We start from the raw sequence: 21053 nt of genomic DNA, 5'->3' as shown, positions 1-21053 counted from the left end.
AACAGTGGTCATTATTGCCTACGAGTACATTGACCCCCTCTGGCAACCCCTACCAGAGGCATATCCGTGGGGAAGCGAGATTGATCGCTGGGTTTTGGATGTGGAACCCCATCGCCCCCAATTGCGGCAGTTGCTTGCCCACCTGCAACCGGGCTATTGGTTACTGCCCAGCTTGAGTGTGTTGGGCACGTCTATTCCTGAGGTGAACGATCGCCTCAAGCACCTCGAAGCAGCAGGGGTGACGGTCATTGCCTTGGCCGAGGGCTACGTGAGCGATCGCCCTGTCCCTGCCGATCGCTTGTTAAACCTCTGGCAGCACGTCAAAGAGCAGCTCCATCGCCAAACTCTACGCCATGGCCATGCCCGCAATCGCCTCAAACATCAGCCGCCCCCCGGGCGTGCCCCCTACGGCTACCGGCGTGGTAAAGACCATTACGTGGTGGATCGCGCCGCGGCGGTGGTGGTCAAAGATTTTGTCGAGCACTTTTTGCTGTACGGCTCCTTAAGTGCGGCAGTTCGCTTTATTGCGGCTGCCCATCAAAAAACCATTAGCGTTACCACGGCTCGGCGCTGGCTGACGCATCCTGTGTATCGCGGTCATCTGCGCTACCAAGGCCAGACGGTTATCCGCAATACCCACACTCCCCTGATCTCTGCGGATGAAGCAGCGCAAGTGGATCGCCTCTTGCGGCGTAACCGTGGGTTGCCCCGCCGCAGTGCTAGCGCCCCCCACCCCCTTGCTGGCTTAGTGGTGTGTGGGCAATGCCACCACCGCTTTGGCCGTATCCAAGTGAGTGGCTATCGCCAAGCACCCCAGTACTGCTATCTGCGGCCCCTGCACTGCCCCCAGCGGCCAAAATGCCGCAGTATTCCCTACCAGAGGGCACTGGAAACGGTCATTGCGCAAATTTGTCAGTGCTTGCCACCGGCGATCGCCCAACTGGCGCAGCCCCCCTCTCACCTACCAGAGGCCATCGGCCAAATCCAGCAGCACCTTGACCAATTGCAAGACCTAGAAACAATAGGTCTTTTAGATGCGGAGACGGCGCAACTCCGCCGCTATAAATTGCAGGCACAGCTCTCGCAGCTACAGGATCAGCAAGCTCAACTCCCCCCCAGAAATCTGATGCAGTTAGTGGTCACTCTCAGCCAACCCCAGTTTTGGTACCAGCTTTCCGCGGCAGAGCAGCGGTTTTACTTTCGTGAATTTTTGCGAGGGATTGAAGTACGGAGTCCGCCGCAGGAACAATGGCAAATACACCTTCAGTTCATTTTCTAGATTCTAGAGTTTCTAGCGCTGTGCAGTGGCAGTGGTTTGTTTATACTGAGCCGTTACGGGAACCCCTAGCAACCGCACAAGGCGTGTGGCGATCGCGCCAAGGCATTTACCTACGGCTGCAAAATGAGCAGGGTCAGATAGGCTACGGCGAAATTGCCCCCCTGCCGGGGTGGGGCACAGAATCCCTAGGGGCAGCTATTGCCCTTTGTCAGGAACTGCCACCCCAGTTAACCCCTGAGATCATTGCCGCTATTCCCGATGACTTGCCCGCCGCCCAGTTTGGGTTTGCGACCGCTTGGCAGAGTGTTGGCCGCTTACCCTATACGTTGGGGAACTGGCCGCTCTGTAGGTTGCTCAGCAGTGGGCCGCGGGCACTACAGGAGTGGCACCTAGGGTGGCAACAGGGCTACCGCACCTTTAAGTGGAAAGTGGGGGTGGATTCCCCAGCCCACGAACAGGCCATCCTTGCAGAGCTGTTAGCACAACTGCCGGCTGGGGTAACGCTGCGGCTGGATGCCAATGGCAGTTGGGACTGGCACACCGCTGTGCAGTGGTTACGGTGGCTAGACCGATGGCCAGCAGAGCGGATTGAATGGGTGGAACAACCCTTGCCAGCCGCTGACTGGGAGAGCCTAGAGAGGTTAGCCCAAGGGTTTGCAATTCCTGTTGCCCTCGATGAAAGTGTGGTGAGCTGGCGGCAACTCCAGCAGTGGCACGCGCGGCAATGGCCGGGACTGTACGTCATCAAACCCGCTCTATTCGGTGCGCCAGCGCGGTTAAACCACTTGCTGGCCCAAGGGCTGCCCTTGACGCAATTGGTGTTTTCCTCCGCTCTGGAAGGGGCGATCGCCCGCACGGCTATTTTTAACCTCTTGCAAATATGGCAACCCCAGCACGCCCTTGGCTTTGGCGTGGATCGCTGGCGACCCGTTACTCTCCTGACCTCCTTGGCAGACTACACCAGTGAGTGGCAACGCCTTGACAATTATGGTAAAAATTACTATAAATGAACTACCCTCTTTCTCCCCAGCACCATGACCAGTTTCACCGTTGCTGCCAGTGACTACAGCCTCCTAACGGATTTGTACCAAGTGACGATGGCAGCAGCTTACGCGGGGGAGGGCTTGGCCATGCTGCCCGCTAGCTTTGAGGTAACGGTGCGCCGCCTGCCGCGGGGGCATACCTACTTGGTGGCGATGGGGTTAGCCCAAGTGCTGGACTACCTCAGCCAGTTTTGCCTTACCCCCGAGCAGATCGAGTATTTGCAAGGTTTAGCCGTCTTTGAGCGGGCACCAGCAGCGTTTTGGGAACTGCTGCACGACAGTCGCTTTCAAGGCACCGTGTGGGCTGTGCCGGAAGGAACCGTTGTGTTTGCCCAAGAGCCGCTCCTGCGCATCGAAGCCCCACTATGGCAGGCGCAGTGGGTGGAAACCGTTATCCTCAATACCCTCAACTACCAAACCTTGATTGCCACCCGTGCCTCGCGGTTGCGGCAACTGGTGGGAGACACCGTGGCACTGCTAGAGTTTGGGACGCGGCGTGCCTTTAGCCCCCAAGCCTCCCTTTGGGCAGCGCGGGCGGCCTTAGCCGCAGGATTTAATGCCACCTCCAATGTGTTGGCCGCGCAGCAATTGGGCGTTGCCCCCACCGGTACCATGGCGCACTCGCTGGTGATGGCGATCGCCACCACGATAGGAACCGAGCAAGATGCGTTTACTGTATTTTTGCGCTACTACCCCGATGCTGCTCTCCTAGTGGATACCTACGATACCTTAAGTGCTGTGGCCACCTTGGCCAACCGTGAAGCGGCTGGAGAACTGCAAGTGCAAGCCGTGCGCATTGACTCCGGCGATCTGGTGAGCCTCTCTCAAAAAATTCGCCAGTTGTTGCCCCACGCCAAAATTGTGGCCAGTGGTGATTTAGACGAAGCAGAAATTCGGCGACTGCTGACGGCGGGTGCCACCATTGATGCCTACGGCATTGGCACGAAGCTCGTTACGGGTGATCCGGTGAATGGGGTCTATAAACTCGTGGAGATCAATGGCCATGGTGTGATGAAACGCTCCAGTGGCAAAGGGACACTGCCCGGTCGCAAGCAAATTTATCGCCGCCCCAGCGGTGATTACCTCGCTCTTGCAGATGAAGCCGATGTCTGGGGTACACCCCTGCTTGAGCAAGTGATGCAAGATGGTCAGCCCTTAATCCCCGTAGAGTCTGTCCGTACGATTGGCGATCGCCATCGAAGTAGCCTGAGTGCCCTCCCCCCCACCGTGCAGGAAACCCCCCAGCCAGTGGTCTATTCACCGGCACTAGACGCCCTAGTCCAGCAGTTACGGAGCCAGCCATGAGGATTGCGCTGTTTGGCACCAGTGCCGATCCGCCAACCACTGCCCATGGTGATATTTTGCAGTGGCTGAGCGATCGCTACGACCGCGTCCTTGTTTGGGCAGCGGACAACCCCTTTAAGGTTCAGCAAACCCCCTTACCCCTACGCCAAACCATGCTGGGTCTGCTCGTGCAGCATCTGAATTGCCCCAACGTTGAGCACCGTGCTGAACTCAGCCATCGTTACACTTTGCACTCTGTAGAGGCAGCGCGCGCCCAGTGGCCCCAAGACTCCTTCACCTTGGTCGTGGGCAGTGATGTCTTGCCTAAACTCCGCCACTGGTATCGGGTGGAAGACCTGTTACGGCAGGTCAGCCTGCTGGTTTTGCAACGCCCCGGGGKGGTGATTGATCGTGAGGACTGGCAAGCCTTGCAGACGCTTTGCCACCACTTGGAGCTGGCCAACTATCGTGGCCCACAGGTCTCCTCAACAACCTATCGCCAAGAGGGCGACCCCCAGCAACTCCTACCCGCGATCGCGCAGTATATCCAACAGCAAGGACTCTACTCTTAGCATATGACCTCCGCCTTAGCCGAATTTGTTGTTGGTGTTGACAACGTAATTTTCTCGGTGGATACCGATGCAAATCGCCTGTTGGTGCTGTTGGTGCAGCGACAACACTGGCCGTTTGCTGGCGAGTGGAGCCTACCGGGCACCCTTGTCCGGCACGGAGAGTCCTTAGAAGCCGCCGCCTACCGCACCCTAGCGGAAAAAATTTGTGTCAATAACCTCTACCTTGAGCAGCTTTATACCTTTGGCGGCCCTGGACGGGATCCCCGCGAAGCAGACACCGCCTACGGAACACGCTATCTCTCGGTGAGTTACTTTGCCTTGGTGCGCTTTGCCGATGCCCAACTCATTGCCACCGGCGAGTCCCGTGTGCAGTGGTTTACGGTGCACGGCTGTCCTCCCTTAGCCTTTGACCACAGCATGATTCTGGCCTATGGTCACCGCCGCCTGTGCAACAAACTAGAGTACAGCCCCGTCGCTTTTGACGTACTGCCAGAGTACTTTACCCTCAATGATCTGTACCAGCTGTATAGCACAGTCCTTGGCCCCAATTTTTCCGATTATTCTAACTTCCGCTCGCGGCTACTTAAATTGGGCATTTTGCAGGATACACAGCAAAAAGTCATTCGGGGTGCGGGTCGTCCGGCTACCCTCTACCGCTTCGATCGCGAGGCCTTTGCCCCCCTCAAAGATAAGCCCTTAGTGTTTGTATAGCTGTTTAGGAGGTTGTATGGCAGTGCATCTGTGGATGGCCCAGCTTAACCCCATCGTTGGCGACCTCAGCGGGAATGCTCGGGCGATCGCCCAAGGGGTAAAAGCACTGCATCATCGCCAGCCGGTGGACGTGGTCATTACCTCAGAGCTAGCACTGTGTGGTTACCCGCCCAAGGATCTCTTACTAAACCGCTATTTCATTGACAATATCCAAAAAGAGCTAGACGCACTGGCCCAAGCCTTGCCCCCCAACGTAGCGGTGCTCGTGGGAACCGTACTGCCCAATCCGGCAGCCAGCCGTAACGGCGAAAAGCCGCTATACAATGGTGCGGCGCTGTTGCAGGGGGGAACGGTACAGCGGGTCTTTGCCAAGCAACTGCTGCCCACCTACGATGTATTTGATGAAAGCCGCTATTTTGCCCCCGGCGATACCAATAATCTATGGCGGTTGCAAACCAGTAGCGACTGCCTCACCATTGGTGTCACCATCTGTGAAGACCTTTGGAATAACGAAGCCTTTTGGGGAGAGCGGCACTACCAGAAAAATCCGGTCGCAGAGTTGGCGGCCCAAGGAGCAGAGTTGATTGTCAACCTGTCTGCCTCTCCCTACTGTGTGGCTAAACCCAAGTTGCGGCAGGCCTTAATTGAGCATACGGTTCAGCAGTACGGCTGTCCACTGATATATGTAAACCAAGTAGGGGGAAATGATGATTTGATTTTTGATGGCACCAGCCTTGCGGTGAGCCGTACGGGGGCAGTGGTGAGCCAAGCCCATAGTTTTCAAGAGGATTGGTTGCCGGCGGTGTGGGACAACGGAGATTTGCAACCCACCACGGTTGCCCCGCGGCCAGCCACAGAAGCCGCAGAAATTTGGCAAGCCTTAGTCCTGGGTGTCAGGGACTATGCCCGCAAGTGTAGCTTTGAGCGGGTGGTGATTGGCCTCAGTGGCGGTATTGACTCTGCCTTGGTGGCGGCGATCGCCACGGCAGCAGTGGGTCACGAGAACGTTTTAGGGGTGTTGATGCCCTCTCCTTACAGTTCTGTACACTCCATTACCGATGCCAAGGATCTGGCGCTCAACTTGGGGATCCAGACCGCACAGTTACCCATTGCCCCCCTGATGGAAACCTATCACCACGTACTGGCACCGCTGTTTGCCCAGACCACTCCGGGGGTGGCCGAGGAAAATATCCAAGCCCGCATCCGCGGTACCCTGCTGATGGCGATCGCCAACAAATTTGGCCACCTCCTCATTTCTACAGGGAATAAGTCCGAATTGGCGGTGGGCTACTGCACCCTTTATGGGGACATGAGTGGCGGCTTGGCGGCCATTGCCGATGTCCCCAAAACCCGTGTTTATGAACTTTGCCACTGGCTCAACCAGCAGGCGAGCCAAGGGACACCGATTCCCGAACTCACCCCTCGGGGCAATGGGGTCATTCCCGTCGCCATTCTGACGAAGGCCCCTAGCGCCGAACTCAAGCCCAATCAAACCGATCAAGATACGCTGCCCCCCTACGATGTGCTAGATGGCATCCTCGCGCTGATGATCGATCGCCACTACTCAGACGGCGACATTGCTGACCAAGGCTATGACCTTGCTCTTGTGCAGCGGGTGCGGCAGATGGTGCAGCGGGCTGAATTTAAGCGGCAACAGGCAGCTCCGGGTCTAAAAATTACCGATCGCGCCTTTGGTTCAGGCTGGCGGATGCCCATTGCTGCGCGTTGGTAAGAGTGAGGAGTGCTATCATAAGCGGGTGCCTCGCAACATTAAACGATTTGACTGAGCCGCATTACCCATGGCTGACCTGACCCCGAATCCTAGTTTTAGCCTCACCTTACGCCTTGAAATTCCCCAACAACCCGGTATGTTGGCGAGTGTCTTGCAAGTCATTGGTCAAGAAAAGGGACATGTAGGGCAAATTAGCCTGATTCAGCATACTCGCAGTGCGCTTGTCCGCGATATTACAGTAGCCGCCGCCAGTACTGAACATGCCGCCGCCATTGTGAATGCCGTCAAGCAAGAGACTGCGGCGAAGGTGTTGGACGTGTTTGACCGCACTTTCCGGCTCCATGAGGGGGGTAAAATTACCGTCACCAGCAAACTTCCCCTTCACGATCAAGATGATTTGGCCATGGCCTACACCCCCGGGGTAGGACGGATTTCGCGGGCGATCGCCGAAGAGCCAGCCCTTGTCCATCGCCTCACCATCAAGAACCATACCGTTGCCATTGTCACCGATGGCAGTGCCGTCTTAGGCTTGGGCAACATCGGTCCAGAGGCAGCACTGCCGGTGATGGAGGGCAAAGCGATGCTCTTCCAAGAGTTTGCCAATCTGGATGCCTTTCCCATTTGTTTGGCAACCCAAGATGTTGATGAAATTGTGGCAACAGTCAAGCGCATTGCCCCCGTCTTTGGCGGTGTGAATCTTGAGGATATTAGTGCGCCGCGCTGCTTTGAAATTGAGCAACGGCTGCAAGCAGAGCTGGACATTCCCGTCTTCCACGATGACCAGCACGGTACCGCCATTGTCACCCTTGCAGCTCTCAACAATGCCCTTAAGGTGGTCAAAAAATCCTTGGCAGACGTGCGCATTGTCATCAATGGCGCCGGGGCTGCTGGCATTGCCATTGCGCGTCTTCTCAAAAAAGCAGGCGCGACAACCATTTTGTTGTGCGACTCCCAAGGAATTGTTTCCCACGATCGCCCCCACCTCAGCGGGGCAAAGCAGGAATTTGCAGTTGCAACAACAGGAACCTTGGCCGATGCCCTCCAAGGAGCAGACGTGTTCTTGGGGGTGAGTGTCCCGGGCGTAGTCACCCTAGACATGATTCAATCGATGGCCGAGGATGCCATTGTTTTTGCGATGGCCAACCCCATTCCAGAAATTCAACCAGAATTGATCTATAACCATGTGGCCGTTGTGGCCACAGGTCGGAGTGATTATCCCAATCAGATCAACAACGTACTGGCCTTTCCGGGGGTGTTTAAGGGCGCCCTTGCCTGTCGTGCCGCTGCTATGACAACAACAATGTACCTTGAAGCTGCTCAGGCGATCGCCGCGTTGATTAGTCCTAACGAGCTGCAGCCAGACTACATCATTCCCTCCGTTTTTGATCGTCGCGTTGCCAATGTCGTTGCTACCGCGGTTGAACAGTGTGCGCGATCGCAGGGGTTGGCGCGCTGTTAAGCAGCTCCTCCAAGGCTGCCTCTGTAAAATCCTGAATACAGACCTCGGCACCCGCCTGCCGTAGCGCCGATTCCGCTTCGGTGGTGAGCACGCCCCAACAGGTCATCCCTGCCCGTACAGCCGCCATCACTCCCGAGACCGCATCCTCAAACACCACACACTGCTGCGGTGGCACCCCCAACCGTTGTGCCACTAACAGATAGCATTCCGGATCCGGTTTGCCCCGCTGCACATCCTGCTCCATCACCACCGTATCGAAAAACGCCCCGACCCCCTCGCACGAGAGCACCAATTCCACATTGGCTGCACAGGCGGAGGTGCCCACCCCCAAGCGGTAGCCCCGAGCCTTAGCTGCGTTGAGAAAGGAGAGCAAGCCAGGCAACAACTGCAGATGCGGCGCCAGCAGCTCCCGAAACACCGCTTCCTTTCCCGCGCCCCAGCGCTGTACTTCCTCGGTACTTGGGGATCGCCCCAGGAGTTCCGGCAATAGTTCGGCATTGCGCTTTCCTCCCATCTGGCGCAATTGTCCTAAATCAACGTGCCCCCGCAGTTCTGGGGTACGTTCCACATAAACCTCCCATGCCTTCATGTGGTAAGGCATGGTGTGACAAATCACCCCGTCCATGTCAAAAATGAGGGCACGGGGACTCGACAACAAGACATCATGACTGCGCATTTATACTCAGCGTGGTTAAGGCAACACCTGTAGTCTATCCTGAGTGACCCCGTTGAATGCCGATACGGGCAACCGAACCTGCAAAGAAATGGAGTCAACGTCTACAGTAGTGGTAAGTTTGCACACAAAAACGGGTCAAAATGAACGTGTTAATATTAGTGTTACCAGCACGCAGGAGCCATTAGGGGAAGGGTCATGTTTGAGCGGTTCACAGAAAAAGCCATTAAAGTCATCATGCTGGCACAGGAAGAGGCACGCCGCCTTGGTCATAACTTTGTCGGCACTGAACAAATCCTCCTCGGTCTGATTGGCGAAGGTACCGGTGTTGCGGCTAAAGTCTTGCGATCTATGGGGGTTAACCTCAAAGATGCCCGCATTGAAGTGGAAAAAATCATTGGCCGGGGGTCGGGCTTCGTAGCCGTGGAAATTCCCTTTACCCCCCGTGCCAAACGTGTTTTAGAACTATCCCTTGAAGAAGCTCGCCAACTAGGGCACAACTACATTGGCACTGAGCACCTGCTACTAGGCTTAATCCGCGAAGGCGAAGGCGTTGCAGCGCGGGTGCTGGAAAACTTGGGGGTTGATCTGTCTAAGGTGCGCACCCAAGTCATTCGAATGCTTGGAGAAACTGCCGAAGTTGCCGCTGGTGCCAGTCAAGGCCGGACAAAAACCCCAACCCTCGACGAGTTTGGTGCCAATCTCACCCAGATGGCCATCGATGGCAAGCTTGATCCCGTGGTGGGTCGTCAGAAGGAAATTGAGCGGGTGATTCAGATTCTGGGTCGCCGCACTAAAAATAACCCTGTTCTCATCGGGGAACCCGGTGTCGGCAAAACTGCCATTGCCGAAGGCTTAGCCCAACGAATTGCCAACAACGACGTGCCGGATATTCTCAATGAAAAGCGCGTCGTCACCCTCGATATTGGCCTCTTGGTGGCGGGCACCAAGTATCGTGGCGAGTTTGAAGAGCGGCTCAAGAAAATTATGGACGAAATTCGCCAAGCGGGTAACGTCATCCTCGTGATTGATGAGGTGCACACCCTCATTGGTGCTGGCGCTGCCGAAGGTGCCATTGATGCTGCCAACATCCTCAAACCTGCGCTTGCCCGCGGTGAATTACAGTGTATTGGTGCCACAACCCTAGATGAGTACCGCAAGCATATTGAGCGGGATGCAGCTCTAGAGCGACGCTTTCAGCCGGTGATGGTGGGTGAACCCTCAGTGGAGGAAACCATCGAGATTCTCTATGGTTTGCGCGAGCGCTACGAGAAGCACCACAAGTTAAAAATCTCCGATGAAGCGCTTGAAGCGGCAGCAAAACTCTCTGACCGCTACATTAGCGATCGCTACTTGCCGGACAAAGCCATTGATCTCATTGACGAAGCCGGCTCGCGGGTACGGTTAATTAACTCCCAACTGCCGCCTGCGGCAAAAGATCTGGACAAAGAACTGCGGCAAGTGCTCAAAGAAAAAGACGATGCCGTACGGGCACAAAACTTTGACAAAGCCGGGGAGCTGCGCGATCGCGAGATGGAGCTGAAAGCCCAAATTCGCGCCATTGCCCAGCAGAAAAAAACCGAAGCAACCACCGGTGAAGAAGAGACCCCAGTGGTCACCGAAGAGGACATTGCCCACATTGTGGCCTCTTGGACCGGTGTGCCCGTGAGCAAACTCACCGAAACCGAGTCGGAAAAACTGCTGCACATGGAGGATACCCTGCACCAGCGGGTGATTGGCCAAGACGAAGCGGTGAAGGCCATCTCTCGCGCCATTCGCCGGGCGCGCGTGGGGCTGAAAAACCCAAACCGTCCCATTGCCAGCTTTATCTTTTCCGGGCCCACGGGCGTGGGTAAGACCGAGTTGACCAAAGCCTTGGCTGCCTACTTCTTTGGCTCGGAAGAGGCCATGATTCGCCTCGATATGTCTGAGTACATGGAGCGGCATACAGTTTCTAAGCTCATTGGTTCGCCTCCGGGGTATGTAGGCTACAACGAAGGGGGTCAACTCACCGAAGCCGTGCGGCGGCGGCCCTACACCGTGGTGCTTTTTGATGAAATTGAAAAAGCCCACCCCGATGTCTTTAACTTGCTGCTGCAAATTCTCGAAGATGGGCGGCTCACTGACTCTAAAGGGCGCACCGTAGATTTCAAAAACACCCTGTTGATCATGACCTCAAACATTGGTTCCAAGGTCATTGAAAAAGGAGCAGGGGGTCTTGGCTTTGAGTTGGGCACTGAAGATGCTGCCGAATCTCAGTACAACCGCATCCGCTCCCTCGTCAACGAAGAACTCAAGCAGTATTTCCGCCCTGAGTTCCTCAACCGGCTAGATGAAATTATTGTCTTCCGTCAACTCACGAAAGACGAAGTCAAGCAGATTGCCGATATTCTGCTCAAGGAAGTGTTTTCGCGACTGACCGAGAAGGGAATTACCCTCGAAGTCACCGATCGCTTCAAGGAGCGGCTCATCGACGAGGGCTACAACCCCAGTTACGGAGCACGACCCCTACGGCGGGCAATCATGCGGTTACTGGAAGATACCCTTGCCGAGGAAATGCTCTCCGGTCGCATCCGCGAAGGGGATACAGCCCTGATTGATATCAACGAGTCAGGACAAGTGAGCATTCAGCCGCAACAACGCCGTGAGCTTTTACCCCAATCAGTTGAATAATTGCGGCGAGATCTGCCATGCCTGATGCTACGGATACCCTTGAGGTCGAGTCAACATCGCCCTTAATCGACAGTGGTTGGCGAACGATTCGCCCGTTGGGTGCCTACCAGCTTCAGGGGCTGGCATGGGTTGATCCCCAAGCGTTGTGGTTACGCCAACTTCCCCGCTTACCCTTTTGCCAAGCAACCTTGGGTGCCAGCTTCTTGGCATTGGATCGGGTGCGGGGATTTATTTTGCTCATCAACGCTGAAAATGACCACAGTGAGATTCTCAACCCCTATACCCTTGAGCCATTTTTAGATGCTGCGGGGTTATGCCTGTTCCAAGACTCGCTCTGGTTCTGTCGTGAAGAGACCCTTTACCGCTGCTATTTACCGGATTGGCAGGTGGAGCAGGTGCTGCGCTGTAGTTACCCGATTTACGGTGTTGCCGTGGATGAAGGGGGTATTTACGTTGCCTGCCAAAAGTCTGGCTACATCCATTGCTTTGAGCACACGACGGGTAAAGAGGCATTTCGCTTACCGGCTCCTGGAATTGGCGAAGAAAATTTGGCCTTGCACGGGGGCGATCTGTGGGTCAGCGATCGCCTCGAGCAGTCGGTGTATTGCCTGAATCGCCAAACCGGTGACATTAAAGGGGTCGCCCTGACTCCCTTTGCCCAGCCCACCGCCTTGACCTTTGATAAGGCGGGTCAGCCATGGGKGGCCTATGGGGGCGACGAACCCTATTTGCGCGATAACCCCAACAACCGTGATACCCCCCTTGAGATTGCCCACCGCGATATTTGTGTGATTCATCCCCTTGTTTTTAGCTCTGGGCAACACTACACCCTCTCCAATGGCTATCTACTAGAGATGGCTTATTTGGAAGAGATTTCTCCCCTAGATGCGTGCCAACTGGATAACTTGGAGTGGCGCATTGCCTTGCCTGCTAACTCTCTACGCCAAAAACTGTTGCGAGTAGAGCCACTGGGCACGCCATTTCGGCTAGAGACGGTCGCTGATCAGCAGGTCGCCATCTTTGATTTTCCGGAGTTACGTCCCTACGAAGCCCGCTTTTTTGGCTGGCGAGCATGGTTAGAAGTACGGGGGATCAAGTATCACCTCACCCCAGCGGATATTGATGAGTCTTTGCCGCTGCCAGAGGGGTTTGCCGAGCAATACCTTGTGGACAATGATGAGCTGGCAATGGATAAGCCCATTGTGCAGGAGGCGGCGCGAGTGGCGGTAGGGACTGAAACCAACATTCTGCGCAAGATGCTGAAAATTCGCAACTATGTTTACGATCGCCTCAGCTATGCCCTGCGCCCAAAAATTGAAACCCCAGATTTAGTGCTAGAGCGCGGAGTTGGCTCCTGTGGCGAATACGTAGGGGTGCTCTTGGCTCTGGCTCGCCTAAACGGCATTGCCTGCCGTACCGTAGGACGTTATAAGTGCCCGCCGCATCCCGAACAGCGCGGTATTCCCTTGGAACCTACCTACAACCATGTTTGGCTGGAGTTTTATGTCCCTGGGATCGGTTGGCTACCTATGGAGTCAAACCCTGATGATGTGGTGGAACGAGGCCCTTACCCTACCCGATTTTTTATGGGTCTGCCCTGGTACCACGTCGAAGCCAGTAAAGGGATGCGTTTTGAAACCACAAACTATCGCGATCGCGGTGTGCGTCTGGGCGACTTAGCCCTGAATCATGTTCGCTTTACCATTCATGGGGAGTTAGGGGCACCATCTACACCCCAAAGGCACGGCAGCGAGGCTTAGGCTAACCTAGAAGATAGCCTGCTAGCTAATTTTGTATGTCCCTCCATCCTGATGATCCCCTTGATCATGACCTCGCAGATTTAGATGCCGTTGTTCTCAGGCCAGAAGAAGAGCGGACTGAGCCGGTTAATATCCTAATTCGCGAGATGGATATTGACGACATTGCCCCTGTGTTTCATCTGGGTGAAGCCCTATTCACCAGTGATCTTTACCCCTCCCTGTACCGTATTTGGGATGAGTGGGAGGTGATTGGCTTTTACAATACGGACCCTGAATACTGCTTAGTGGCAGAAGCAGACACCCACGTTGCGGGATTTGTCCTAGGAACCATCATTAGTAAAGCGCCGTGGGTCTATGGGTATATCAACTGGCTAGGGGTACACCCTGACTACCAGCGGCGAGGGGTGGCCGATAAACTGGTGGATAAGCTCATTGAGCGGATGATTGAAGAGGGGGCACGGTTTATGCTGGTGGATACTGACCCGGCCAATACTCCAGCAGTTAAGTTTTTTACGCGCAAAGGGTTTGGCAATCCCCGTCGGCATGTCTTCTTTTCCCTGAATTTAACCAAGCATGAGATCTACGGTCGCTTGATTGCCTACGAGCGCGATCGCTCAGAGCGGCTCACCTATCGGCGGCCACGACGGCGTTGAGCGAACTTGTGCTTGGCGCATTCAAGATTTTATTGTTCTAGTTCCCTTGGAGGTTCGTTGTAGCGTGACTCGTTTTCCCTTCACTCGTTCCACAGTGCCAGTGCCCTCCCATATTCACTATGAATCGCTGCTGCAGATTTTAGAGCAGACGTCACTCACATCGCTGCCTCCCTCATCCCCTGCCTACCAGCAACTACATGCGGCTGTAATTCATTTGCGCAAAGCGCTGCGCCTGCAAAAACAGTTTGAAGAGGAGTGGCAACTGACCGGCGGCACCGTAGATTATCAATGGTCTGTAAACCGCCCTCTCCCTGAGGATCACATTGGGTAAAGTTGGAAGCCGCGTACTTTAGGGCGGAGAGGAATGCTCCTTTAGCAATTTTAGTTGCCTCCCCATGTCTCATCTAGGAGCTAAAACAGACGTTATGCCATAGCAGGTACTAACCATTAAGTGCAAACTAACCCCCACCGCAGAACAAATTGACAAGCTAGGCAACGTTCTGCAGGGGTTTGCTGAGGCGTGCAACTACATCAACAGTACTCTCAGCCCCAACATTACCAACAAAAACCGTATTCAGAAAGAAGTTTATAGAGCAGTGCGACAGCAATACAGCTTAACAGCTAACTTGGCTGTCAGGGCTTGTGCCAGAGTTGCTGCTAACCGCAAGGTGGGCAATCCAGTAAAGTGCTTCCAACCCACTTCCGTTGACTACGATGCTCGCATCTTTGACTACAGAGAAAAAGAGCAATCTGTTAGTCTAACTACTCTAGACGGACGGGAACGCATTCCCTTGGTTGTGGGTAACTACCAGATAGAGAAGCTCAAGAGCAAGAAACCTACTTCAGCGACTCTGTGCAAGCACAAAGACGGCACCTTCTTCATCCACATTCAAGTAAAGGAAGAAGTCCCAGAACCACAGACTGTACGTGAGGTTTTGGGTGTTGACTTCGGCAGGACAGACATTGCACATACCTCAGGAGGAGAACGCTGGAATGGACAGCAGTTAACCACGATACGAGACCATTACTCCAAGCTGAGAGCCGTACTCCAACACAAAGCCAGTCAAGGCACACGCAGTTGTAGACGCAGATGTCGGCAACTGCTGCAACGGCTATCTAGCAAGGAGAGACGCTTTCAGGCGTGGGTGAACCATAACATTTCGCAGGCTATTGTTAGCAAAGCAAAGGCAGACAACAATGGTATTGCTTTGGAAGAGCTAACAGGTATTCGGGAGCGTACCAACCAGAAGCCTCGTAGTAAGATGGAACGGCGACGGTCAAACAGTTGGGCATTCTACCAACTTAGGCAGTTTCTGCAATACAAGGCGATACTGGCAGGGGTTAGCCTTGTGGTTGTTCCGCCGGCCTATACATCGCAGACCTGCCACAAGTGCCTGCATATCCATCCTGACCCTAAGCAGTCTTATCGATCAGGCAAGCAGTTCAAGTGTGTACATTGTGGCTGGCAGGGGGATGCAGACTTTAACGGTGCAAATGTATGCAAATGTAATTGCGCTTTTGGGGCTGTTTGTAAACCAGCCTAGAGGTATGGCTGACGCCACCTACGGAACGTGGTTGGCGTGCCAACTGCAGGGCTACTGAAAGCTCCTGACTTCAGTCAGGGGAAGTTTACAGCACGTAGCCCAACCCCAACAGTAAACTACTCCAAAAATGAAGTTGTACAGCAATAAATTTCGACTCTTTGATCTGCTCTGGTACAGCGTGAAAGTGGTGTAACCGCTGGCATAAGTAAATCGCCCACGGCAGGGAGCTAAGGGCAAGAAGGGTTGGCCATGGCAGCCCCAGCCACACGACACTCGCTACCAACCAAGCATAGAAGACAATGCAGCCTCCATAGACGAACTGAGCACTGCGAGCCGTTCCCAGCCGTACCACGGGCGATCGCTTCCCTGCGGCAATATCATCGGCCACTTGGTGAAAGTGAGAGCAAAAGAGGATGAGGGTTGTTGTTATGCCATTCAACACGGCTACCGGCAGAATGCTGCTGGACCATGTTTGGGTCTGGCTATAGTATGCTGCGGCGATCGCCAGCGGACCAAAGCACACAAAACAAATCGGTTCACCAAGGCCAAGGTATCCTAAGCGAAAGGGTGGCCCTTGATAGCTGTAGCCCAAAGCGCAGCATAGCAGAACCATGACGAATACCGTTGCATCCTGTTGCCACCAGCCAATCGCCATAATCGCCACTAGCCCTAGCCCGAGGCAGAGGTTGCTCAAGCCAAAAATGACCTCCTTTTTACCCGTTAAATTGACCACTGAGTGGTACTTGTGGCGGTCAATTCCTGTCTCAGCGTCAAACACATCATTACTGAGATTCAGCCAGACAAGAATAAGAACTGCGGCACTCAAAAATAGGCCAAAGGGGAGTAATTGTAAGTGTCCCGTTTGCCGCCACGCAATGGCACTGCCTAACCAAATAGGCATCACCGCCACACTATACATCGGCAGCTTAATCGCCGCCCACCACAAACGGAAACGATCCTTGCTGTTTGCCTCAATCACACGCTTCACAGTGTCAGACTGCACCAAAACAGCATACCACCCAACCTAATGCCCATAGATTTCCCGCTTGGCCGCAAGAATGGCTTGCCGCAGCGCTGGGTTACTGAGTTTGTAACTATAAACCCCCAAATCTCGGGCGATCGCCACCAATTGCGATCGGTTGAGCGCCTCCAAATCCGCCAACGTCAAACACGCGATCTCTGGTTGCGGAGGTTGCAGTTGAGCTTGCAGAGCCACCACCTGCTTTTCCAACGTCGTTAAGCGTTGTAGAACTGTTGGGCAAGTGAGTTGTGGTGGCTGAAAATGCTGCTGCAGAATAACGCGGATAGCTTCACTCAACGAGCCGTACCCCTGCTGTGCTTGCCAACACTGTAGAGCCGCGTAAAGCTCCGGATCAAGACTAAGGGCAACTTTCTTACGAGACATAGACAAAACCTAAAAAAAACCGACAAACTTACTTGCAGTCTGTCGGCTCGTTGTGTGTTCCCTGTTGATGACTCGGATAGTACTGAGTCATGTTCTAGTATTACTGATGTCGCAGCAAAATGCCAGTGACGGTGATCACAACTTAAGATGAATCCTTTGTGCTCTCAAAACTAGTTTACTAAGGGTTGCCACCGTACCCCTTAATAAAAAATATAAATATAATCTTTTCAATAATCCTGAATAATTAATGCTTACCCATCTACCCCAACCTCGATACATCCTGTCAGAGTGGGACACCATTCAAGAGCCACACTCTATGCGCTAGCATGAGCGTTGGATAATTTACTGGGGAACATGAGATGGATTCGCTTTGGAGTAGTGCTGCGATCGCCTACCTACACTACCTCAGCTTTATGGTTGCCTTTGCGGCATTAGTGGTTGAGCACCTGACGTTGCGCAAAGAGTTGGAACTCAAGCAAGCATGGCGCCTCGTCATTACGGATGGTCTTTACGGCATTGCTGCCATTACCGTACTGGTGACCGGAATTTTACGAGTGTTGTACTTTGGCAAAGGCACAGCCTACTACCTCAGCAATCCTGTGTTTCATCTGAAGGTTGGCTTTTTTATCCTTGTAGGGCTTCTCTCGCTTTACCCAACCATTTCCTTTTTGTTATGGCTCAAACCACTTCGGCAAGGGCAAGTGCCCACCCTTGAGTTAGCGGCGGTGCAACGCCTAACTTGGGTTATCCGCGCTGAACTGGCACTTCTCAGTGGTATTCCCCTTTTGGCAGCGATGATGGCACGGGGGATTGGTCTCGATTGGATTCAGAGCTAAAGGGGTAATTGATAGCCCAATCTTAGTGCTAAATTAGCGCAGAGTCTTAACGGGAGCGATATTGGGCGTAGCGATCGCCAAGCCAAGGCCAATTGACCACCTGCCACCACGCTTCTAAGTACTGATCGCGGCGATTGCGGTAGGTGAGGTAGTAGGCGTGCTCCCACAAATCATTCCCCAACAGGGGTATATCCCCCCGCATCAGGGGCGAGTCTTGGTTAGGAGTGGTATAAATTTTCAGGCGGTTTTCGGGGGTCAACACCAGCCAGACCCAACCACTGCCAAACTGGCGCAGGCCAGCCGTCTGAAACTGGTCTTGAAATTCGCTAAAGGAGCCAAAGGTGGCCGCAATGTCGTCAGCTAAGGCACCTGTGGGTTCGCCGCCCCCTGCGGGACTCATGCTCTGCCAGAAGAGGGAATGGTTGGCATGGCCACCCCCATGGTTACGCACGGTGGTTTGAATTGCAGTGGGGAGTTGCCCAATGTGCCTCAGCAGGTCTTCAATCGGTAGTTGCTGCCATTGGCGGTAGGGGGCAAGGGCACGATTCAGGGTTTTCACGTAGGCGGCATGATGCTTGTCATGGTGCAATTCCATGGTTTCAGCATCAATGTACGGCTCTAGGGCATCGTAGGGGTAGGGCAAGGGCGGCAGGGTGTAAGGTTCAGGACTGTCTTGCGCCCAGGCAGGCGAGGTCGGCAGCAGGGTGAGGGTCGTGGCGCTGAAGAATAACCGTAGGGTTTGACGACGACTGAGAAGCATAACAGAATACAACTCTTTTTTTCAGATTAAACTGCGCTGAGTCGCTGGAGAAGGGCATGGGCAATTCGCGCACCAGCACCCGCCCTGCCCATGCGCTCTACGCCATTGTTGTAAGCCTGTTGACGTTGGGTCGCATCTTGCCAGATTCGGTAGAGGGTAGGCATCGCATCACGCGGGTCCTCAAGGTAATAAAGGGAGGAGCCAAGTAATTGCTGCTGACGGCGGGCAAAGGCGCGGGKAAATTGAGGCCCCTGCCCCGCAAAGGTGATCACGGGCTTTCCTAAGCCCACGGCTTGCTCTGTGGCTGTTCCGGCCAGGGCAATGCCACCATCGGCCCAGTGCAAAAACTCCCGAAAGTGGTGCTGGCTCAGTATCAGTTGTAGGTGGCCATACTGCCGTGCTTGGGCAGCTGCTAATGGACTGGGCATCCCCTGCCACTGGCCAAGGCTCTCCTCAAAAACGCCAATCTCTAAACCGGGACTGATGGCCGCTAGAAGCACGATCGCCTCATCGGCATAGGGGATGAGACTATTGAGAATTAGTTGCCAGTTGCGGTAGGCTTCAGGGGCGCGGGAGCCGGGCAATAGCACAATGGTCTTGGGGTGAAAGGGGGACGGCTCCGGAGGTGGCATCACCAAGTCCAGCATGGGGTTACCACAATCATTGGCGGCAATACCTAAGCGCTGCAACCCCTGAGCAGTACGCGAATCTCGCGGAAAGACTCCCCAGCAGCGCCGCGATCGCAACAGCCACTGCTCCCAAGGCAAGTAGTCACTGCCCGCCCAGCCTGCGCCCCACCAAGCGGCACCGTCAAGGTAATAGTCTGATTTCGCTGTGCCCACAAAGCTGTAGGGACAACCACTGAGGTAGGCAAAAAGCAGCGGCACCAGATCACCTACGGCTAGGACGTGCCCCCCGTTTTTAGCCCATTGTTGCAGGGCACTGAATTGCTGGCCTAAAAGAGAGACCAAACCCGCCCGCAGATCCTGCCACAGTTGCCGCCAATCCATGTAGATAAACCCACCGGAGGGAAGAGTTTTGCCCGTTTGCAGGAGTGGAATGCCACAGCGTTGGTACGCCAGACCTTCGCCCACTAAGGGGAGTGCCGTCATCTCCATCTCGGGGCAACCTTGTTGCAACGGTTGCAAAATAGCGGTGGCGATCGCATCTTCGCCGTGGCCATTACTCACACACAACAGTCGTCGGCGGGACGCACTCATGCCTTCATTGCTGCCAAGGTAGCGTTGAACAACGCCCAATCGTTCTCGGTGTCAATAGCCTGCCAAATGGTCTCAATGCGAGGTTGCGTCAGGATCACGAGAGGATTGGCTGCCGCTAGGGTGGCGGGGATGGCGTTGCGCTCTTCTGGCGTAGCCTCCTGTAACAGTTGCACGTACGTCGCCTTCCATGGCCCCAGTAGGGTCTGATCAGCGCTAGACAGGGTCGGACTCTCCCGGAAAATATGCCCAGCATCCACAACCCACTGCGCTGAAAACTCCTGCCGCAGGCTGACAAAAAACTGTGGATAGCTGATGGTGCTACGGCTGAGAAACTCTTGCGTCTGCTCCACTAGCAGGGAGCCGCGCTCCACGGGTAGCGTCTGCCAGCCGAGACGGCGCAGCATTTGTTTGAGGTAGGTGTGGCGGCAGCGATCGCCAAAGGATTGCAGAGCTGCTTGCATGGCCTCAAGGGGCATCACAAACGACAAGGGGGCTTGCAGCTTTTCTAGATTCCAAACACAAATAGCTGGCTGATTGCCGTAGGCATAGCGACCGTAGTAATCAAAATAGGCCGCCGTAAAGCCCAGATCGTAGCGCTCTAAAAACCTGTAGGGGCCATAGTCAAAACTCTCGCCGGTAATGGCCATGTTGTCGGTGTTGAGCACACCATGGCAGAACCCCGCTACCAGCCATGTTGCCGCCAAGTCCGCCGTGGCTGTCACGAGTTCCCGATAGAATTGGCCATACCGCTCTTTAGGATCAGAGATCTCCCCCAGATGGGGATAGTAGTAGTCAATAACATGATCCAGTAGCTGGCGAATTAAGTCTGGTCGCTTCAAGTAGTGCAGGCGTTCAAAGGTGCCAAAGCGAATATGGGAGCGACCCAAGCGTACCAAAACACTAGAGCGGGTTGGCGATGGCTCATCTCCCCGCCACAGGGACTCCCCCGTTTCAATGAGGCTGAGACTGCGAAATGTGGGCACCCCCAGCCGATGGAGTAGTTCACTGGCCAGTACCTCGCGCACGCCCCCTTTGAGGGTCAGCCGCCCATCCCCTCCTCGAGAATAGGGGGTTGTGCCCGATCCTTTGGTTCCTAGATCGTACAGCCAACCATCGACACCGCGAAATTGGCCGTAGAGAAACCCTCGCCCATCGCCCAAGCGGGGGTTGTACTCCCCAAATTGGTAGCCGTGGTAGCGCATGGCCAACAATGGCTTTCGTCCCTGAAACTGGCCAAAGGCTGCAATGAAGTCACTATCCGTAACGCTGGCAGGATTTAACCCCATCAAAGGCAGCAGATCATCATTGCGAAACCGCAGCCAGTGCTCCGGAAAACTCGCTGCTTGGACTTCGTCCCAATACTCAGTCCCAAGGGAGAGAAAGGCAGGCTCGTAGGCAAGGGTTTGAAAGGCGTGGAGGGGCATAGCGTGTTGTGTGGAGGGAACCGCT

18 protein-coding genes and 1 pseudogene are annotated in these 21053 nt (G+C 54.7%); 13 read left to right on the top strand and 6 right to left on the bottom strand.

The annotated features are described in order from the left end of the window. Positions 1–4: 4 nt before the first annotated feature. The 7 genes from L5220_RS01625 to L5220_RS01595 all read left to right on the top strand — a co-directional run bounded on the left by L5220_RS01625 (position 5) and on the right by L5220_RS01595 (position 8080). Positions 5–1279 carry a recombinase family protein gene (locus tag L5220_RS01625; protein ID WP_499571440.1) on the top strand — a complete coding sequence of 425 codons (1275 nt, stop codon included), beginning with the start codon at positions 5–7 and terminating at the stop codon, positions 1277–1279. A gap of 20 nt (positions 1280–1299) precedes the next feature. Next, entirely contained in the window at positions 1300–2289 is a 990-nt protein-coding gene (locus tag L5220_RS01620) for an o-succinylbenzoate synthase (RefSeq protein WP_499571183.1), read from the top strand. Positions 2290–2313: 24 nt separating this feature from the next. Beyond that, positions 2314–3627 (top strand): nicotinate phosphoribosyltransferase, encoded by a 1314-nt coding sequence (locus L5220_RS01615; RefSeq protein ID WP_448513899.1) that lies wholly within the window; start codon positions 2314–2316, stop codon positions 3625–3627. Next, entirely contained in the window at positions 3624–4178 is a 555-nt protein-coding gene (locus L5220_RS01610) for a nicotinate-nucleotide adenylyltransferase (RefSeq protein WP_499571181.1), read from the top strand. The genes L5220_RS01615 and L5220_RS01610 overlap by 4 nt, the downstream gene beginning before the upstream one ends. 3 nt (positions 4179–4181) lie before the next feature. Then, a complete protein-coding gene (locus L5220_RS01605; protein ID WP_499571179.1) occupies positions 4182–4889 on the top strand; it encodes an NUDIX hydrolase in 708 nt (235 codons plus the stop codon). A 16-nt stretch (positions 4890–4905) separates the two neighbouring features. Continuing rightward, a complete protein-coding gene (locus L5220_RS01600) occupies positions 4906–6621 on the top strand; it encodes an NAD+ synthase (RefSeq protein ID WP_499571178.1) in 1716 nt (571 codons plus the stop codon). A 67-nt stretch (positions 6622–6688) separates the two neighbouring features. Further along, complete coding sequence (locus tag L5220_RS01595) at positions 6689–8080, top strand: NAD-dependent malic enzyme (RefSeq protein ID WP_448527461.1); 1392 nt, start codon at positions 6689–6691, stop codon at positions 8078–8080. Here L5220_RS01595 and L5220_RS01590 read toward each other — a convergent pair. Beyond that, positions 8031–8756, bottom strand: coding sequence for an HAD family hydrolase (locus L5220_RS01590; RefSeq protein ID WP_499571176.1), 726 nt, complete (start codon positions 8754–8756; stop codon positions 8031–8033). The two genes, L5220_RS01595 and L5220_RS01590, sit on opposite strands and share 50 nt — an antisense overlap. Before the next feature lie 195 nt (positions 8757–8951). Between L5220_RS01590 and L5220_RS01585 the strand changes: the two genes are divergently transcribed. From L5220_RS01585 to L5220_RS01565, 5 genes and pseudogenes are all read left to right on the top strand, one after another. Further along, positions 8952–11426 (top strand): ATP-dependent Clp protease ATP-binding subunit, encoded by a 2475-nt coding sequence (locus tag L5220_RS01585; protein WP_448527459.1) that lies wholly within the window; start codon positions 8952–8954, stop codon positions 11424–11426. Between the two features lie 17 nt (positions 11427–11443). Continuing rightward, complete coding sequence (locus L5220_RS01580; protein WP_499571174.1) at positions 11444–13186, top strand: transglutaminase domain-containing protein; 1743 nt, start codon at positions 11444–11446, stop codon at positions 13184–13186. A 35-nt stretch (positions 13187–13221) separates the two neighbouring features. Then, complete coding sequence (locus tag L5220_RS01575) at positions 13222–13839, top strand: GNAT family N-acetyltransferase (RefSeq protein WP_099799384.1); 618 nt, start codon at positions 13222–13224, stop codon at positions 13837–13839. A 64-nt stretch (positions 13840–13903) separates the two neighbouring features. After that, entirely contained in the window at positions 13904–14170 is a 267-nt protein-coding gene (locus L5220_RS01570) for a DUF5340 domain-containing protein (protein WP_499571172.1), read from the top strand. Positions 14171–14285: 115 nt separating this feature from the next. After that, positions 14286–15441: pseudogene (locus L5220_RS01565) on the top strand (RNA-guided endonuclease InsQ/TnpB family protein). 27 nt (positions 15442–15468) lie between these two features. Here the strand turns inward: L5220_RS01565 and menA are convergent. Both menA and L5220_RS01555 read right to left on the bottom strand, forming a co-directional pair. Beyond that, complete coding sequence (menA, locus tag L5220_RS01560; protein ID WP_499571170.1) at positions 15469–16371, bottom strand: 2-carboxy-1,4-naphthoquinone phytyltransferase; 903 nt, start codon at positions 16369–16371, stop codon at positions 15469–15471. 36 nt (positions 16372–16407) lie between these two features. Continuing rightward, positions 16408–16788 (bottom strand): hypothetical protein, encoded by a 381-nt coding sequence (locus L5220_RS01555; protein WP_448514463.1) that lies wholly within the window; start codon positions 16786–16788, stop codon positions 16408–16410. Between the two features lie 359 nt (positions 16789–17147). Here L5220_RS01555 and L5220_RS01550 point away from each other — a divergent pair, with 359 nt between their 5' ends. Beyond that, positions 17148–17624, top strand: a complete 477-nt coding sequence (locus L5220_RS01550; RefSeq protein WP_499571167.1) for a DUF2214 family protein — start codon at positions 17148–17150, stop codon at positions 17622–17624. A gap of 46 nt (positions 17625–17670) precedes the next feature. On the opposite strand, the gene L5220_RS01545 is transcribed toward L5220_RS01550, so the two are convergent. From L5220_RS01545 to L5220_RS01535, 3 genes are read right to left on the bottom strand one after another with little or no spacing between them, the layout of a single operon-like run. After that, complete coding sequence (locus L5220_RS01545) at positions 17671–18384, bottom strand: superoxide dismutase (protein WP_448526991.1); 714 nt, start codon at positions 18382–18384, stop codon at positions 17671–17673. 26 nt (positions 18385–18410) lie between these two features. Next, positions 18411–19604, bottom strand: a complete 1194-nt coding sequence (locus L5220_RS01540) for a lipid-A-disaccharide synthase-related protein (protein WP_499571166.1) — start codon at positions 19602–19604, stop codon at positions 18411–18413. Beyond that, positions 19601–21028 (bottom strand): protein adenylyltransferase SelO, encoded by a 1428-nt coding sequence (locus tag L5220_RS01535; RefSeq protein ID WP_499571164.1) that lies wholly within the window; start codon positions 21026–21028, stop codon positions 19601–19603. The genes L5220_RS01540 and L5220_RS01535 overlap by 4 nt, the downstream gene beginning before the upstream one ends. Positions 21029–21053: the final 25 nt, after the last annotated feature.

The organism is Synechococcus sp. PCC 6716 (genome assembly GCF_022570815.1).
Classification (GTDB): domain Bacteria; phylum Cyanobacteriota; class Cyanobacteriia; order Thermosynechococcales; family Thermosynechococcaceae; genus Thermosynechococcus; species Thermosynechococcus lividus.
The sequence above is the reverse complement of the archived record's forward strand: the minus strand, read 5'-3'. Positions and strand labels throughout refer to the sequence as shown.